Consider the following 15285-nt stretch of genomic DNA (forward strand, 5'->3'; position numbering starts at 1 on the left):
CTTATTGCACTGAAAACGAGGAGACCCCGTGAACCGTCAGCCGGTGCGTGTGCGTCTGGCCCAAATTGATGCACCCGAGAAGCGGCAAGCCTTCGGCACGCGATCCAGGCAGGCGCTCGCCGAGCTGGTGTTTCGCCAGTCGGTCCGTGTGGCCGAGACGGGGCGTGATCGTTATGGCCGAGTCATCGGCACTGTCTATCTCGGGAACGTGGACGTGAACGCGCAAATGGTGCGCGAAGGCATGGCTTGGGTCTATCGCCAGTATGCGAAAGACCGTGGGCTCTACGAATTGGAAAGGCAGGCCCAGGCCAGCAGGCGCGGCTTATGGGTTGATCCTGAGCCAGTGCCCCCGTGGGAGTATCGACGTAGCAAACGCGAGCACGCCACCACGCGAGATTAATTTCTTTACCCTAGTTGGCGGCGCTCTTTACGGGGGACAGTTTTCATTCTTTTGAATGAAGGAGGTCGGCTATTTCCTGTGCAATTTCGTCGATTGTGTGTGTGGCAGTGCTGCGAGCTACCTTGTCGGCGAGAGAGGGGCTGAAATCAACCACTTGTTGTTTTGTTATGTTGTGCCAAATTGGAAGAAGCACCTGTTCGCCCGATACGGTTCTTGTAACGATTCCGTCTAGTTCATAATTAGTCCAACCTTTTTTTATGAAAGACGGTGAAAGAACGACAAGCCCAACTCTACTGTTGACAAGTCCCTTATCAATTTTTTGACGCAAACTGTCTCCGATTTTTAGCGTCATTTCATCGAACCAAACATTTAACCCGTGTTGGATCAAAGCGTTTGCTAACGGGCGCACGAACTCATCTTTATCTTCGGAAGCATGGGAAATGAATACATCATGCGTTTGACCTCCTGATTCTGCTGGGGTTGGTATATGTTCGCGAACCAGGCTTGGAATTTCTGAAAGAGGCCTTTCCTGTATCTCAGGCAAAGCGCCAGGCAGAACTCGAACCGAGGCATTTGTGCTGCCTTGCAGTCCTTGCATGTCAACGACGACATACCAATGGCCTGAGCTATTTATTTGAAGCCGAACAGGAGAGCGTTTCGCGAGTCCACCAATAAATCTGTGATTTTTCCCATTTCTGTAGTTGGAAAATTCAGAGCTTGTCATTAGGCGCACATTAGCGCCTTTTGTTAAAGTAATCTCTACAATTTCGCCGCGTTTGCGATTTCCCAAATCGTACTTAAGAAAATTCAATGGCTGCTCCTGTATTAATCCGTTATGAATTATGCTGGGACTATGTTTTTAAGGAATCTGGACTAGTAGGCCCGGCATCGAACAACTCGACGGGGGCGAGCTGCAGCAACCGACTTGCTTCCTCCACGGTTCCCGCCAACCAAGTGTCCACATCGCCCGCTTCAATCGGAATTACGCTGCGCTTGTCCTGTGCGTCCGCAGGTGCTTTCGGGTCGGGCTTGTGCATGCGCTTCATAAGCGGGTGCGTATCCGCGTTGATGGTCAACATCGTGTAGCTCTCATGCGTCTCGCCTGTAGCCTTGTCCGTCCAGACGTTCCATAGCCCTGCAAGACTCCATGGCGCACCATCGACCCGTTTGAACCGCCACCAGACATTGCGCCCGGTTTCCCAATTGGGTTCATCGAAGTCGCTGGCGGGGATGATGCAGCGCTGGCCCCGAGCCCAAGGGTGCTTGTAGCTGGCCTTGTCTGCCAGTTCCTCGCTGCGCGCATTGTTCGTCGGGTACTTGAGCTTGGGTTCCTTTGCGAACCAGGGGATCAGTCCCCATTGCCCGGCTACCAGCTCGCGCTCGTAGCTCGCCGACTCTCGCGCCCGGCGAATGAACGGGCCTGTTCCGCGTGGGAAAAGAACCTCATCCCACCAGCGCATCGGATTGGGCCTGCCGACCGCCCACTCACGTTCTATGTCCAGCAGGGCAGGGGGTGTGTAGCGGTTGCACATGGCTGATTTTCGCGCCCGCGAAATGGGCAGGCAAGTCCATTGGGATTGAGGTGGTGGGGTAGCGAAGGGTGCCTGTAATTTATACTGTGCAAATGTAAGGGGTATCTATTTAGCTCCAGCAGCGCCAGAATAGCTGGATGGAAACCCAGATGCTAACGCCGACTCCCGGGCAGGACTACCCTCGCACCTGGAACGAATTTCTTGACTGGTTTGCCACCGAAGAGGCCTGCCAGACGTTCCTGGAGAAGCTGCGCTGGCCCCAAGGCTTCGTCTGCCCGCGTTGCGGCAACGCTGGTGATGTGTACCGCGCCAGCCGGACCCGCCTGATGTGCCGGGCATGCCAGTACCAGGGCACGGTGACCTCTGGGACCATCTTTGACAAGACGCGCACACCGCTGCGTGTATGGCTGGCTGCGGCGTGGTACCTGACCAATCAGAAGCAAGGCGTGAGCGCCCTGGGGCTGCAGCGCGTATTGGGTTTGGGGAGCTACCAGACCGCCTGGACGATGCTGCACCGGTTTCGACGCGCCATGGTTCGTCCGGGCCGGGACAAGCTCAAGGGGCTTGTCGAGGTGGATGAAACGTACCTGTCCATTACGGATCGCAAGAATCCCGCTACCTCTGCAGGGCGCAAGAGCAGCACCACCAAAGTGTTGATGGTCATGGCGGTGGAGATCATGGAACCCAAGGGGTTTGGGCGCATCCGGTTGCGCCGCATTGACCGAGACTCCGCCACCCATGTCATCCCCTTCGTGCAGGAAGTGGTCGAGCCCGGAGCCCAGGTCCGCACGGATGGTTCGGCGGCATACCGCGCTCTGGGAGAGCTGGGTTACACCCACCAGCGCACCGTCATGCTCGGCTCAGGCGTACCTGCCCATGTCTCCATGGCGGGAGTGCACCGGGTCGCCTCGTTGGTACAGCGCTGGGTGCTGGGAACGCACCACGGTTCTGTGCAACCCGAACACCTGGACGCCTATCTCGATGAATTCGTGTTCCGTTTCAACCGGCGCACATCCAGCTCACGCGGGATGCTGTTTTAACGCTTGCTGCAGCAAGCGGTGGTGACGCCGCCAGTGATGTATGGGGATGTCGTGAGCAAGAACACCGGGGAGAGGCAATCGGATACCATTGCTGGATGAAATCACAGTGTCAATGGGGCTGATGGAGCTAAGCGGATACCCCTTGCAGGCATACAGTTGCTTGAGGAAGGGCTTGCGCGGTCGGCTCGGCGCCGACCCGTGGCAGCGCTTCATTTGATCGCGGCCGAAGTCCGCACAAGGCTGGTGGCTGTCACTCGACCTCTCTGCAGGCCATCGTAGAGGCGCCTCCACCGGCCGCTCACTGGTCAAGGTGTCACGCGACCGCTCACGCTGCACTGGCGTCTTTGATGGAGCCGTTCGTTGACCGGGTTGATGTGCAGGCGATCCGCACCTATCAAGTGTCGTTTCACAGACGCCGCACAGTCACATCTACCGACCAAGCGTCCCCAAACGAAAACACTCCCGTCAACCTCCCCCCCACCTCCAGCTCACAAGCCTTTGTCAGCCCACCCGTGATCACCAGATCACCCGCCTCCAGCCGCTGACCAAACGCGGCCAGCTCCCGCGCCAGCCGCGCCACCGCGTCCAGCGGGTGGCCGTCGGCATCGGCGCCCACGCCCTGTCCCAGCGTGTGGTGGCTGCCGTCGTGCAGGCGCACCGCCACGGTGCCCGCCGCCATCAGGTCGGTCACCGGCAGGCGTGGCCCGACGACGACCTGGCCGGCGGACGAGTTGTCGGCGGTGTTCTGTTCGAGGTTGAAGCGGTAGCCTGTCCAGGTGGAGTGCACGACTTCGAGGCAGGCGTAGGCGCCCTCCACGGCGGCGACCACGGTGTGGCGGTCGACGGGCGCGTGCCGCGCGTCGAGGGCGGTTTGGAGGCGCAGCCCGATCTCGGGTTCGACCCGCGGCTGCACCAGGCGCTCGTGCACCGCGTCGCCCGAGTTCAGCAGCATCCGGTCGGTCAGCGGCCCGATGTTGGGCCGGGCTATGCCCATCTGGCGGCGCATCACTTCCGACGTGTAACCCAGCTTCCACCCGACCACGCGCTCGCCGGCGGCCAGGCGCAGGCCGAGCAGCGCGCGCTGGATGGCGTAGGCGGTGGCGAGGTCGGGCGTGCCGATGGTGGCTGCGGCGTCCAGTGTCCGACCGGCCTGGCGGGCGGCCCAGATCGCTTCGGCGAGTTGGTTGGGCGTCTGGGTCATGGGGGGGCTCCGCCTGGAAAGGTTGAGGGTGGGGCGCGCCGGCTATGGCAGGTCGGGCGCGCCCAGCAGCGCGTGGCCCTGGCCGATGAGGGCCTCGATGCCGAGCGCGATGCCGATCAGCCGCGCTTCGGCGCGCGGCGGCCCCATCAGCTGCAGGCCCACCGGCATCCGGTTGGCGTCGAGGCCCACGGGCATCGTCAGCGCGCACCAGCCGAACAGGTTGCTGATGGCGGTGTTGCGCATGGCCTTCATGTTGGCCGGCGCGTAGGTCTCCACCGTGCCGATGTCGGCCAGCCGCGGCGGCGAGGCGGGCACGGTGGGCGTGAGCAGGACGTCGACGTCGTCGAACAACCGGGCCGCGCCCGCGCCGCAGCGCTGCAGCACGGCCTTGCGCCGCAGGTACTCGACGGAAGACACCTGCTCGGCCCAGCGCACGCGGTCGCGCACCACCGGGTCCAGCCGCTCCACCTTGTGCGGGAAGTGCTGGTCGAGGTAGGCCGCGAGTTCGGACGCTGCGAGGCCGCCGCGGCGGAAGATGTCGAAGGCTTCCTCGCAGTGCGGCAGCGGGAACCGGACCACCTGCGCGCCGGCCTGGGCGAGGCGCTGAACGGCCGCTTCCACGGCGGCGGCGATGCTCGGGTCGATGTCGTCCCAGAAGTGGTTGGTCGGCACGCCGACGCGCAGTCCTTGCACGCGCACCGGGGCAGGCGCGGGCAGGCCCTGGCTCTCTGTGTCGAGGGCGGCGAACGCGTAGGCCAGGTCTTCCACCGTGCGGGTGAGCACGCCCGCGGTGTCGAGCGAGGACGACAGGGGCACGATGCCTTCGACCGGCCAGCGCCCCACGGTGGTCTTCAGGCCCACCTGTCCGGTCATGGACGCGGGCACGCGCACCGAACCGGCGGTGTCGGTGCCCAGCGCCAGCAGGGCGCTGCCCTGCACCAGCGAGACGCCCGCGCCCGCGCTGGACCCGCCTGGCACGCGGTGCTCGTGGGGTGACCTGGGGTTCCGGGGCGTGCCCCAGTGGGCGTTGACGCCAAGACCCCCGAACGCGAACTCGACCGTGTGCGTCTTGCCGACCACGATGCCCAGTTGCCGCTGCAGCCGCGCGACCAGCGGGCCGGCCGCCTGCCAGGCTTCGGGCAGGGCCTCGTCGCTGCCCGCAAACACCGGCAGGCCGGGCACGCCGTACAGGTCCTTCACCGACACCGGCAAGCCCATCAGCGGGCCCAGGTCCTGGCCCTGGTCCAGCAGGGTGTCGACCGCAGCGGCGGCGCTGCGGGCGCGCGCGCCGTCCCAGGTCTTGTAGGCGTTGAGCCGGGGTTCCATGCGCGCGTGGTGTTGCGCGCAGGTGTCGATCAGGGCCACCGCCGTCAGTTCGCGGCGGCGCAGGCGGGCGGCGTGCTCGGCCAGCGACAGGTGGGCAGCGTTCAAGGGCCTTCTCCTCGGGGTGTGGTGAACAGGGTGTGTCCCATTGTCACCACCCGGCCGCCAAGTCCGCGGCGATCTCTTCTGGTGTGCCCAGGCGGTTCATCGGCGTGTCGCGCAGCAACTGGGTGTAGATGGCTTTCATCCAGCCGGTCTCGGCCTCGCTCAGCGGCTGCGGGTTGCGCGGCACGATGCGCTGGCCGTTGTCGATGGCACCGGGCGAGACGCACCCAGATGGTGCCGCCCACGTTGTGCACCGACGCGTCGACGCGGCCATGGGCCTGCAGGGCCGCCTGCACCACGCGCCCCTGGTAGCGCTGGGCGGCGATTCCGGTCCTGGTCAGCGGCCGAGGTCTTTGGCGCTGACGCCCGCGATGCCCCAGTTCTCCTTGGGCATTTCGTGGATCCAGACGCGGATGGTTTCCTTCTTCGCGTCGATGGCCTCGTGCAGCGCCTGGGTGACCTTCTCGATCACGGCCTTCTTCTGCTCGGGCGTGCGGCCTTCGAGTATGTAGATCTGTGCGAACGGCATGGTGGTGGTCTCCTGGGTCAGTTGGCTTTGATGTCCAGCTTGCGGATCAGGGCACCCCAGCGGTTGTTCTCGGCCTTGATGAAGGCGTCGAACTCCTGGGGCGTGGTGACGCGCAGGTTGCCGGAGATGTTGTCGAACGCGGCCTGGGCCTCGGCGGTCTTGGCGCCTTTGGCCCAGGCGTCGTGCAGCTTCTGCACGACGGCGGCCGGGGTGGCGGCGGGGGCGACCAGGCCGAACCAGGTCTCCACCGCGAAGCCGGGGTAACCGGACTCGGCCACGGTCGGTACGTCCGGCAGGGCCTTGGCGCGCGTGGGCGAGGTGACGGCCAGCGCCTTGAGCTTGCCGCTGCGGATGTGCTGCAAGGTGGTGGCCAGCGAGCTTTCCATGCTCATGATCACCGTGCCCGAGAGCAGGTCCGGCACGATCTGGCTCGACCCCTTGTAGGGGATGTTGGTGAGTTCGATGCCGGCCACCGACTGCAGCAGCTCGGCCGCCAGGTGGTTGCTGGTGCCGATGCCGGACGTGGCGTAGCCGAGCTTGCCCGGGTTGGCCTTGGCGTAGGCCACCAGACCCTTGAGGTCGGCGAACGGTGCGCTCGGGTGCACGACGATCACGCAGGGCGTGGTGCCCACCAGCGAGATCGGGGCGAAGTCCTTTTCCACCTGGAACGGCAGCTTGTCGTAGAGGTAGGGCGCGATGGCCAGGCTGCTGATGGCCGACAGCCCGATGGTGTAGCCGTCCGGTGCGGCCTTGGCCACCGCGTCGGTGCCGATGTTGCCGCCGGCGCCGGCCTTGTTCTCGACCACGAAGGACTGGCCCAGCGCGTCGCCCATGGCCTTGGCGGCGGTGCGGCCCATGATGTCGGTGGGTCCACCCGGTGGGAAGGGCACGATGAGCTTGACGGGACGGGCGGGGTAGGCGTCCTGCGACCAACCAGCGGCGGGTGCCAGGGCCAGGCCGGCCCCCACGGAGGCGATGAAATCTCTGCGTTGCATAGGGTGCGTTCCTCAGGCCGCTTTTTTCTGCTCGCGCGCATCTCGCGCGCGAGCCATGGTCATGGCCGTGTCTTCGATCATGTCTTCCTGGCCACCGACCATCTTCTTGCGGCCCAGTTCGACCAGGATGTCGCGCGCCGACAGGCCGTACTTGACGGCGGCGCGTTTGGCGAACAGCAGGAAGCTGCCGTACACGCCGGCGTAGCCCAGCGTGAGCGCGTCGCGGTCGATGCGGATCGGGAAGTCCATGATGGGCGTGACCAGGTCTTCGGCCACGTCCTGGATCTTCCAGACGTCCACACCGGTCTGCACGTCCATGCGGTCGAGCACGGCGACCAGCACTTCCATCGGCGTGTTGCCTGCGCCCGCGCCCAGGCCGGCGGCGGCAGCGTCGATGCGGGTGGCGCCACATTCAATGGCGGCGACCGAGTTGGCCACGCCCATGGCCAGGTTGTGGTGGCCGTGGAAGCCCAGCTCGGTCTCGGGCTTGAGCGCGTCGCGCACGGCCTGCAGGCGGGCCTTCACGTCGGCGGGCAGCATGTAGCCGGCCGAGTCGGTGATGTAGATGCAGTTGGCGCCATAGCCCTCCATCAGCTTGGCCTGTTTCACCAGGCCTTCGGGGCTGTTCATGTGGGCCATCATCAGGAAGCCCACGGTGTCCATGTCGAGCTTTCGGGCGAAGGTGATGTGCTGCTCGCTCACGTCGGCTTCGGTGCAGTGCGTGGCCACGCGGATGGTGTGCACGCCCAGGCCGTGCGCCATCTTCAGGTGGTCGACGGTGCCGATGCCGGGCAGCAGCAGGGCCGAGACCTTGGCCTGCTTCATCAGCGGGATCACGGTGCCCAGGTACTCCTCGTCGGAGTGGGCCGGGAAGCCGTAGTTGACGCTGGAGCCGCCCAGGCCGTCGCCGTGGGTGACCTCGATCAGCGGCACACCGGCGGCGTCGAGGCCGCAGGCGATGCTCTTCATCTGTTCGAGCGTCATCAGGTGGCGCTTGGGGTGCATCCCGTCGCGCAGGGTCATGTCGTGCAGGGTGATTTTTTGCTGGCTCATTGGGTGCTCCGGATCAGGCGGCGACGGGTTCGAGCACGAGCTCGCCCTTCAGGATTTCTTCGGCAAACATCTCGGCGGTGCGCGCGGCGGCGGCGGTCATGATGTCCAGGTTGCCGGCGTACTTGGGCAGGTAGTCGCCCAGGCCCTCGACCTCCATGAAGACCGAGACGCGGTTGCCGTCGAAGACGGGGCCGTTGACCAGCTTGTAGCCCGGCACGTACTTCTGCACTTCCTTGATCATGTCGTGCACCGACTTCGTGATCGCGGCCTCGTCGGGCGTGCCTTCGACCAGGCAGTGCACCGTGTCGCGCATGATCAGCGGCGGCTCGGCCGGGTTGATCACGATGATGGCCTTGCCCTTCTTGGCGCCGCCCACCTTCTCGACCGCGCCGGCCGTGGTGCGGGTGAACTCGTCGATGTTCTTGCGCGTGCCGGGACCGACCGATTTGCTGGACACGGTGGCGACGATCTCGCCGTAGCTCACCGGCTGCACGCGGCTGACCGCGTAGACCATGGGGATGGTGGCCTGGCCGCCGCAGGTGACCATGTTCACATTCATCTCGCGCTGGCCGACGTGCTGCTTGAGGTTGACCGGCGGCACGCAGTAGGGGCCGATGGCGGCGGGCGTGAGGTCGATCATCATCGCGCCCTGCTCATTGACCTTGCGCGAGTTCTCGGCGTGCACGTAGGCGCTGGTGGCGTCGAACACGATCTGCACACCGTCGGCCTTCATGTGCGGGATCAGGCCGTCCACACCCTCGGCGGTGGTCTTGATGCCCATCTCCTTGGCGCGCTTGAGACCGTCGGAGTTGGGATCGATGCCCACCATCCACACGGGTTCGAGCAAGGGGCTGCGCTGCAGCTTGGCCAGCAGGTCGGTGCCGATGTTGCCGGGCCCGATCAGGGCGCACTTGATTTTTTTGGTCATGGGTTGACTCCTGGGGGAAGAAGAAAAAAGGTTCAGGTGAGCGTGCGCACCACGCCACCGTCCACCCGCCGGCCTCGCCAGGGCGCACCAGCTGGCCGCCCAGGTGGCCGGGGAAGTGGGTCGCTGCCTCGATCATGCCGGCCATGGCCGTCTCGAAGCCGGCCACGCCTTGGGGTGCGACCCGGCGCGTGACCAGCACGGTCACGGCGCGCGACGGGGTGGCGGGTGCGTTCATGGGTGCAGGCGGCTCAGGGCGGCGCTCAGACGAATCGCATGCCAACCGTGCCCAGGTCCTGGAAGCGCACGTTCACGCTGTCGCCGGCCTGCACCGCAATGGCTTCGGTCACGCCGCCGGTCATGATGAAGCTGCCCGTCGGGATCTCCTGACCGCGCGCGCCCAGGTGGTTGGCCAGGGCGGCGATGGCGGCGGCCGGGTGGCCCATCACGGCGGCGCCGGCGGCCATGGCCACGATCTGGCCGTTCTTCTCCAGCACCACGCCCAGCGTGCGCAGGTCCAGGTCTTCCACACGACGGGCGCGGCCACCGATCACGAAGCGCGAGGCCGAGGTGTTGTCGGCGATCACGCTCTTGAGGTCGAACTTGAAGTCGCGGTAGCGGCTGTCGATGATCTCCACGCCGGGGATCACGAAGTCGATCGCGGCCATCACGGCGCCGACGTGGCAGCCCGGACCTTTGAGCGGCGCCTTGGTGACGACGCAGATCTCGGCCTCGACCTTGGGGTGGATGAGTTCGGAGGTCTTGATGTCGCTGCCTTCGGCGCAGGCCATGTAGTCGCTGACGAAGCCGAAGACCGGCGTGTCCACGCCCATCTGCTTCATCTTGGCGTAGGAGGTCAGGCCGCACTTGAGGCCCACCGTCTTGTGGCCACGGCTTTCCTTGCGCGCGCGGATCAGGTCCTGGATCGCGTAGGCGTCGTCCCAGTCCATGTCCGGGTGGTCGTCGGTGATCTTGGTGACGTCGTGCGCCTTCAGCTCGGCGTTTTCCAGGTGCTCGGCGAGCTGGGCGAGGGTGTTCTTGTCGAGTTTCATGTGGTTGTTTCCTTCCCGCTCAGGCGACGAAACGCACCGACGTGCCGCCCAGGCCGCCGACGCTGCAATACAGGCTGTCGCCCGCGACCACCGGCACCAGCGGCGACTGCGAGCCAGAGAGGATGATGTCGCCGGCCTTGAGGCCGATGCCCAGACGGCCGAGCGTGTTGGCCAGCCAGGCCACCGCGTTGACCGGCGAGCCCTGCACCGATGCGCCGCAGGACGTGCTGATGATTTCGCCGTTCTTTTCCAGCACCATGCCGGCCAGCGCGAGGTCGAGGTCGCGCGGGCTCTTGCGCAGGCCGCCGAGCGTGAGCACGCCGCAGGAGGCGTTGTCGGCCACGGTGTCCTGGATCTTGATCTTCCAGTCCTTGATGCGCGAGTCGACGATCTCGAAGCACGGCATCACGCAGTCGGTGGCGCGCAGCACGTCGGCCGCGGTGACGCCGGGGCCTTCGAGGTCGCGCGCCAGGATGAAGGCGACCTCTGCCTCGGCCTTGGGCGCGATCATGCTGCTCACCGGGATGGGCTGGCCTTCGTTGTAGACCATGCCCGAGAGCAGGTGGCCGAAGTCGGGCTGGTTGACCTTGAGCATGTCCATCACGACCTTGCTCGTCACGCCTATTTTCTTGCCCACCACGCGCTCGCCCGCGTCCAGCCGGCGCTGGATCATGCGCAGCTGGATCTGGTAGGCGTCCTCGATGGTGATGTCCGCTTCGCGGTCGGTCAGCGGAGCGACGGGTTGGCGGTCGAGCAGCGACTGGTAGAGCTCGTCGCCGTAGTGCTGGATCTTGGAGTTGTCCATGGTGTTCTGTGTGGGAAAAGGGGTCAGGCGGACGCGGCGCCCTGCGCGTCGGCTTCGGCGAGGAAGTTCGACACCAGCTGGGCGAAGCGCGCGGCGTGTTCGATCTGCGTCCAGTGGCCGCAGTGGCCGAACACGTGCAGCTGGCTGTTGGGAATCCACTGGCTCAGCGTGAGCGAGGTCTGCAGCGGAATCACCTGGTCCTCGCGGCCGTGGACGATGAGCGTCTCGTGCGGCAGCGCGCGGATCGCCGATTCGGGGCTGGCCATGGCGTCGACCCAGCGCTGGCGCGGGGCCGGGAACATGGCCGAGAAGGATTCCTGGAAGCCGGGGCGGACGCTGGCCTGGTAGCGCAGCTCGGCCAGCTCGTCGGTGATCAGGCCCCGGTTGTGTGCGAACACGTCCATGATGCGCTTCATGTTGTCCAGCGACGCCTCGTAGCCCCAGACCGCGTCCAGGCCCGGCGTGATCGGGAAGGGCACGCCGACCGAGCCCATGAGCACCAGGCGGCGCACGCGCTGGGGCGCGCGGATCGCCAGCGCCAGCGAGAGCGCACCGCCGAAGCTGTTGCCCACCACGTCGGCCTGCTCCACGCCCATCGCGTCCATCACGTCCAGCGCCTGCTGGACCCAGGTGTCCATGTTGTAGGTGATGCCGGCCGGGCGGTCGGAGTAGCCGAAGCCCACCATGTCGGGCGCGATCACGCGGCGGTCTCGTGCAATCACCGGCATGGCGAGGCGCCAGTTGGCCCAGGCGCTCACACCCGGACCGGAGCCGTGGATGAACAGCACCGGAGGCTGTCCCGGCTTGGAGCTGCCGAGGTCGTGCACGTTGGTGTTGAACGCGCCCGTGCGGACGCTGCAGGCGACTTCGGGGTTGTGAGGGGCGTTCACAGTTTCACCATCACGTTTCTGAGTTCCGTGTAGAACTCCAGCGAGTGCACGCCGCCTTCGCGGCCGATGCCCGAGGCCTTGCTGCCGCCGAAGGCGGTGCGCAGGTCGCGCAGGAACCAGCTGTTGATCCAGCACAGGCCGACTTCGATGGCCGCGGCCATGCGGTGGGCCTTGCCCAGATCCTGCGTCCACACGGTGGTGGCCAGGCCGTAGTCGGTGGCGTTGGCCAGGGCAATCGCTTCCTCTTCGGTGTCGAAGGGCGCGATGTGGCAGCAGGGGCCGAAGATCTCTTCGCGGATCACGCTGGCGCTCTCGGGCAGGCCGGTCCAGATGGTGGGCTGCACGAAGTGGCCGTGGGCGTACTCACCCGTCATGGCCGGTTCGCCGCCGCCGGTGACGACGGTCGCGCCCTCGGCCTTGGCCTTGGCGTAGTAGCCCATGACCTTCTGCTTGTGTTCGGCCGAGATCAGCGGGCCGATGCCCACGCCCGGCATGTCGGGACCACCGATCTTCAGGCCCTCGGCTTTTTCCTTCAGCGCGGCGACGAACTTGTCGAAGATCGGGCGCTGCACGTAGACGCGCTCGGTGCCCAGGCAGACCTGGCCGCAGTTCTCGAAGGCGCTGCGCGTGATGCCGGCGATCGCCTTGTCGAAGTCGGCGTCGGCGAACACGATGCCGGCGTTCTTGCCGCCGAGTTCGAACGACACCGGGCGCACGCCCTTGGCGGCCGCGGCCATGATGGCCTCGCCGGTGCGGGTCTCGCCGGTGAAGGTGATGCCGTTGACGCCCGGGTGCTTGGTGATGAATTCGCCGGCCGAGCCGGGGCCGAAGCCGTGCAGCACCTGGTACACGCCCTTGGGCACGCCGACCGCGTTCATCACCTCGCCCAGCAGGGTGGCGGTTGCGGGGGTTTCTTCCGAGGGTTTGACGATGACGGTGTTGCCGCAGGCCAGGGCCGGGCCGACCTTCCAGGTCATCAGCAGCAGCGGCAGGTTCCAGGGGCAGATCACGCCGACCACGCCCAGGGGCGTGCGCAGACCGTAGCTGATGGCCGTGCCGCCGTCGGGCGTGGTCATCTGGAAGCTCTCGGTCGGCACGTTCTTGACGATGTCGGCAAAGATCTTGAAGTTGGCGGCGCCGCGCGGGATGTCGATGTGCGAAGCCAGCGAGCGCGGCTTGCCGGTGTCGGCCAGTTCGGCGGCGAGGAAGTCGTCGAAGCGGCGGTTGATCTCGTCGGCCACCGCGTGCAGCAGTTCGGCGCGCTTGACCACGCTCATCGTGCCCCACTCGCCCTTGAGCGCGGCGCGGCCCGCGGCCACGGCCGCGTCGACCTCGGCCTGACCGGCCTCGTGCACCAGACCTACGACCTCGTTGGTGGCCGGGTTGCGGTTTTCGAAGGTCTTGGCGGTGGCGACGAAATCGCCGTTGATGAAGTTCAGGAACTGTTTCATGGTGCGTGAGGAAGGAAAAGAAAAGTCAATCGAGCCCCAGGGCCTGCAGGCCGGCGCGGGCGCAGGCTTCGTCCTGCTCGGCCGAGCCGCCGGAAACACCGATGCCGCCAATGCGCTGGCCGTCGGTCACGACCGGCAGGCCGCCGCCGAACAGCACCAGGCGCTGGCGCTGGTTCAGGCCGATGCGCAGCAACTCGTCGTCACCGATGACGCCGCCCCATTGCGATGTGGGAAAGCCGAAGCTCGCGGCGGTGTAGGCCTTGTCGATCGCGATGTCGATCGAATGCAGGAAGGCATTGGGCATGCGCAGAAAAGCGGCCAGCGTGCCCGAGGCATCGGTCACGGCCACATTGATGCGAATGCCCAATGCCTCCGCGTGCGCCACCGCCGCCTGACAGGCCATCGAAGCCGCCGACGCGGTGATGACGGAAGAGGGAACAGAGAGAGCGGATGTCATAAGAAGAAGCGGCGAGAGAAAGGTGACTCCGGTTCGAGGGGCACCGAGGAACCGGCTCCGCCGGGCCTCAGGTGCCGTCCCCCCTCCCAGCGCCGCAGGCGCGCCAGAGAGGGGGGAAGCCGCGAAGCGGCGCAGGGGGGAGATCAGGTATAGACCTCGGTGAAAGACGGCACCAGATCACCCGTGTGATAGAAAATCCCGCTGCCCAGCTGGTCTTCGGTCCAGGTTGTCACCGGCCGGTCGCGCTGGGCCAGGTAGCCCAGGCCGGCGAAGGTCTCATTGCGGTTGCCGCTGGGATCGAAGAAGTAGATGGTTTCGCCGCGCGTGATGCCGTGGCGGGTGGGGGCCACGTCGATGCGCGTCTTGGTCTTGGCCATCACGTCGGCGGACTTGAGCACGTCGTGCCACGAGTCCAGGAAGAAGGCGATGTGGTGCAGGCCGCTGCGCGGGCCGCCCACGAAGGCGATGTCGTGCGGCGTGGTGGTGCGGGCCATCCAGGTCGCCGCCTGCATGTTGCCTTCGGGTCCGACCAGCACCTGCTCGGTCAGGAAGAAGTCCAGCGCCTCGGTCATGAAGCGGGTGTTGTCGGCCACGGTGTTGATGCCGGCCTCGGGATTCATCTCGCACATCAGCAGGCAGTGGTCCAGCCAGTGAGCGCCCGCGCCTTTGAGGCCGTCCGGCCACGGGTCGGGGTTGGTGGTGCCGACCTCGGTGCCCACGTACTCCTTCATGGCGTACAGGCGCATCTCGTGGCCGCTGGGCAGGTTGAACTGCAGCATGCGGCCGGTGGAAGGCAGGGTGCCTTCGGGCAGCACGGTGGTCTTTACGCCCCAGGCTTCGACCTTCTTCTGCAGCTCGTCGAGGTCGCTGTCCTTCTCGACCTTGTAGGCCAGGTGGTTCATGCCGGCCTGGTCCGACGGCGTCAGGATCAGCGAGTACTTGTCCCACTCGTCCCAGCACTTGAGGTAAACGTTGCCCGCCTTGTCCTTCATGGTGGTCTTCATGCCCAGCACGTTCTCGTAGTGCCGGACGGCGGCGTCCATGTCCATCACTTTCAGGCTCGCGTGCCCGATGCGCATCACACCCATGTTGTGTCTCCTGGTGGTTGGTTACTGCTGCTGAATCGAAGGGCTGGCAGTCGCAGACTCTGCGCGCCCCTTGGAAAACGGTTTGCTCAACTTGCCGGCCACTTCGAGGTTCACCGGCGTCTGGGGTGCCACGCGGCATGCCAGCGTGTAGCCCTGGTTCTCTTCGTCGAGCGTCACGTGTGCACGGCTGATCGGCCCCAGGGCCTTGATCTGTCCCTCGACGATGCGGACCTTGCAGACCCCGCAGCCGCCGTTGACGCAACCCACCGGGATGCCCTTGCGGCCCAGGCGGACCATGCCGGTGAGCAGGCTTTCATTGCCGGCGCAGGGAAAGGTCTCGTCCGTCTGGGCCACGTGCACTGCGAACTTGGGGCGGGAATCAAACAGGGACATGTCTCAGTTCTTCTTCAACGCAGCAGCTTCAGCTGCCAAAGATAGG

Annotated in this window: 17 protein-coding genes and 1 pseudogene; 2 read left to right on the forward strand and 16 right to left on the reverse strand. The window is 65.7% G+C overall.

Features of this window, described 5'->3' with window-relative positions; genetic code table 11:
* Positions 1 to 28: 28 nt before the first annotated feature.
* On the forward strand, positions 29 to 400 hold the full coding sequence (locus FOC84_RS00260) for a thermonuclease family protein (RefSeq protein WP_173142682.1): 372 nt from the start codon (positions 29 to 31) through the stop codon (positions 398 to 400).
* A gap of 43 nt (positions 401 to 443) precedes the next feature.
* Here FOC84_RS00260 and FOC84_RS00265 read toward each other — a convergent pair whose 3' ends face one another.
* Positions 444 to 1211: a DUF1883 domain-containing protein gene (locus FOC84_RS00265; protein WP_173142683.1), complete on the reverse strand. Its 768-nt coding sequence runs from the start codon at positions 1209 to 1211 to the stop codon at positions 444 to 446.
* Between the two features lie 40 nt (positions 1212 to 1251).
* Complete coding sequence (locus tag FOC84_RS00270) at positions 1252 to 1932, reverse strand: SOS response-associated peptidase (protein WP_173142684.1); 681 nt, start codon at positions 1930 to 1932, stop codon at positions 1252 to 1254.
* A gap of 137 nt (positions 1933 to 2069) precedes the next feature.
* Between FOC84_RS00270 and FOC84_RS00275 the strand changes: the two are divergent.
* Positions 2070 to 3071: pseudogene (locus FOC84_RS00275) on the forward strand (IS1595 family transposase).
* Between the two features lie 307 nt (positions 3072 to 3378).
* Here the strand turns inward: FOC84_RS00275 and FOC84_RS00280 are convergent.
* From FOC84_RS00280 to FOC84_RS00345, 14 genes are all read right to left on the reverse strand, one after another.
* Entirely contained in the window at positions 3379 to 4173 is a 795-nt protein-coding gene (locus FOC84_RS00280; protein ID WP_008328897.1) for a 2-keto-4-pentenoate hydratase, read from the reverse strand.
* Between the two features lie 42 nt (positions 4174 to 4215).
* Complete coding sequence (locus FOC84_RS00285) at positions 4216 to 5604, reverse strand: amidase (protein WP_173142685.1); 1389 nt, start codon at positions 5602 to 5604, stop codon at positions 4216 to 4218.
* Between the two features lie 43 nt (positions 5605 to 5647).
* Complete coding sequence (locus FOC84_RS00290; RefSeq protein WP_008328886.1) at positions 5648 to 5875, reverse strand: cis-(methyl)benzoate dihydrodiol dehydrogenase; 228 nt, start codon at positions 5873 to 5875, stop codon at positions 5648 to 5650.
* A gap of 63 nt (positions 5876 to 5938) precedes the next feature.
* Positions 5939 to 6130, reverse strand: coding sequence for a 2-hydroxymuconate tautomerase (locus FOC84_RS00295; RefSeq protein ID WP_008328882.1), 192 nt, complete (start codon positions 6128 to 6130; stop codon positions 5939 to 5941).
* Between the two features lie 17 nt (positions 6131 to 6147).
* Positions 6148 to 7125: a Bug family tripartite tricarboxylate transporter substrate binding protein gene (locus FOC84_RS00300; protein WP_008328880.1), complete on the reverse strand. Its 978-nt coding sequence runs from the start codon at positions 7123 to 7125 to the stop codon at positions 6148 to 6150.
* Positions 7126 to 7137: 12 nt separating this feature from the next.
* A complete protein-coding gene (dmpG, locus tag FOC84_RS00305; protein WP_008328878.1) occupies positions 7138 to 8178 on the reverse strand; it encodes a 4-hydroxy-2-oxovalerate aldolase in 1041 nt (346 codons plus the stop codon).
* 13 nt (positions 8179 to 8191) lie between these two features.
* On the reverse strand, positions 8192 to 9106 hold the full coding sequence (locus tag FOC84_RS00310) for an acetaldehyde dehydrogenase (acetylating) (RefSeq protein ID WP_008328875.1): 915 nt from the start codon (positions 9104 to 9106) through the stop codon (positions 8192 to 8194).
* Between the two features lie 260 nt (positions 9107 to 9366).
* The gene (dmpH, locus tag FOC84_RS00315; protein WP_008328869.1) at positions 9367 to 10155 is read right to left on the reverse strand and encodes a 2-oxo-3-hexenedioate decarboxylase; all 789 of its coding nucleotides are present in this window, start codon (positions 10153 to 10155) and stop codon (positions 9367 to 9369) included.
* A 19-nt stretch (positions 10156 to 10174) separates the two neighbouring features.
* Entirely contained in the window at positions 10175 to 10960 is a 786-nt protein-coding gene (gene dmpE / locus FOC84_RS00320) for a 2-oxopent-4-enoate hydratase (protein WP_008328863.1), read from the reverse strand.
* 23 nt (positions 10961 to 10983) lie between these two features.
* A complete protein-coding gene (locus FOC84_RS00325; RefSeq protein ID WP_173142686.1) occupies positions 10984 to 11850 on the reverse strand; it encodes an alpha/beta fold hydrolase in 867 nt (288 codons plus the stop codon).
* Complete coding sequence (locus FOC84_RS00330) at positions 11847 to 13301, reverse strand: 2-hydroxymuconic semialdehyde dehydrogenase (RefSeq protein ID WP_079366526.1); 1455 nt, start codon at positions 13299 to 13301, stop codon at positions 11847 to 11849. The genes FOC84_RS00325 and FOC84_RS00330 overlap by 4 nt, the downstream gene beginning before the upstream one ends.
* A 25-nt stretch (positions 13302 to 13326) precedes the next feature.
* Positions 13327 to 13758 carry a GlcG/HbpS family heme-binding protein gene (locus tag FOC84_RS00335; RefSeq protein WP_079366527.1) on the reverse strand — a complete coding sequence of 144 codons (432 nt, stop codon included), beginning with the start codon at positions 13756 to 13758 and terminating at the stop codon, positions 13327 to 13329.
* A 143-nt stretch (positions 13759 to 13901) separates the two neighbouring features.
* Positions 13902 to 14846, reverse strand: coding sequence for a catechol 2,3-dioxygenase (locus FOC84_RS00340; RefSeq protein ID WP_079366528.1), 945 nt, complete (start codon positions 14844 to 14846; stop codon positions 13902 to 13904).
* 21 nt (positions 14847 to 14867) lie between these two features.
* A complete protein-coding gene (locus FOC84_RS00345; RefSeq protein ID WP_008328848.1) occupies positions 14868 to 15239 on the reverse strand; it encodes a 2Fe-2S iron-sulfur cluster binding domain-containing protein in 372 nt (123 codons plus the stop codon).
* Positions 15240 to 15285: the final 46 nt, after the last annotated feature.

The sequence above is a fragment of the Achromobacter pestifer genome (assembly GCF_013267355.1).
GTDB classification, from domain to species: Bacteria; Pseudomonadota; Gammaproteobacteria; order Burkholderiales; family Burkholderiaceae_B; genus Achromobacter; species Achromobacter pestifer_A.

Coding starts and splice junctions, on each gene's coding strand:
- FOC84_RS00345 (WP_008328848.1), bottom strand. CDS start 15,239: ATGTCCCTGTTTGATTCCCGCCCCAAGTTCGCAGTGCACGTGGCCCAG.
- FOC84_RS00335 (WP_079366527.1), bottom strand. CDS start 13,758: ATGACATCCGCTCTCTCTGTTCCCTCTTCCGTCATCACCGCGTCGGCG.
- FOC84_RS00340 (WP_079366528.1), bottom strand. CDS start 14,846: ATGGGTGTGATGCGCATCGGGCACGCGAGCCTGAAAGTGATGGACATG.
- FOC84_RS00330 (WP_079366526.1), bottom strand. CDS start 13,301: ATGAAACAGTTCCTGAACTTCATCAACGGCGATTTCGTCGCCACCGCC.
- FOC84_RS00295 (WP_008328882.1), bottom strand. CDS start 6,130: ATGCCGTTCGCACAGATCTACATACTCGAAGGCCGCACGCCCGAGCAG.
- FOC84_RS00310 (WP_008328875.1), bottom strand. CDS start 9,106: ATGACCAAAAAAATCAAGTGCGCCCTGATCGGGCCCGGCAACATCGGC.
- FOC84_RS00300 (WP_008328880.1), bottom strand. CDS start 7,125: ATGCAACGCAGAGATTTCATCGCCTCCGTGGGGGCCGGCCTGGCCCTG.
- FOC84_RS00280 (WP_008328897.1), bottom strand. CDS start 4,173: ATGACCCAGACGCCCAACCAACTCGCCGAAGCGATCTGGGCCGCCCGC.
- dmpG (WP_008328878.1), bottom strand. CDS start 8,178: ATGAGCCAGCAAAAAATCACCCTGCACGACATGACCCTGCGCGACGGG.
- FOC84_RS00290 (WP_008328886.1), bottom strand. CDS start 5,875: ATGGCCGCGTCGACGCGTCGGTGCACAACGTGGGCGGCACCATCTGGG.
- FOC84_RS00270 (WP_173142684.1), bottom strand. CDS start 1,932: ATGTGCAACCGCTACACACCCCCTGCCCTGCTGGACATAGAACGTGAG.
- dmpE (WP_008328863.1), bottom strand. CDS start 10,960: ATGGACAACTCCAAGATCCAGCACTACGGCGACGAGCTCTACCAGTCG.
- dmpH (WP_008328869.1), bottom strand. CDS start 10,155: ATGAAACTCGACAAGAACACCCTCGCCCAGCTCGCCGAGCACCTGGAA.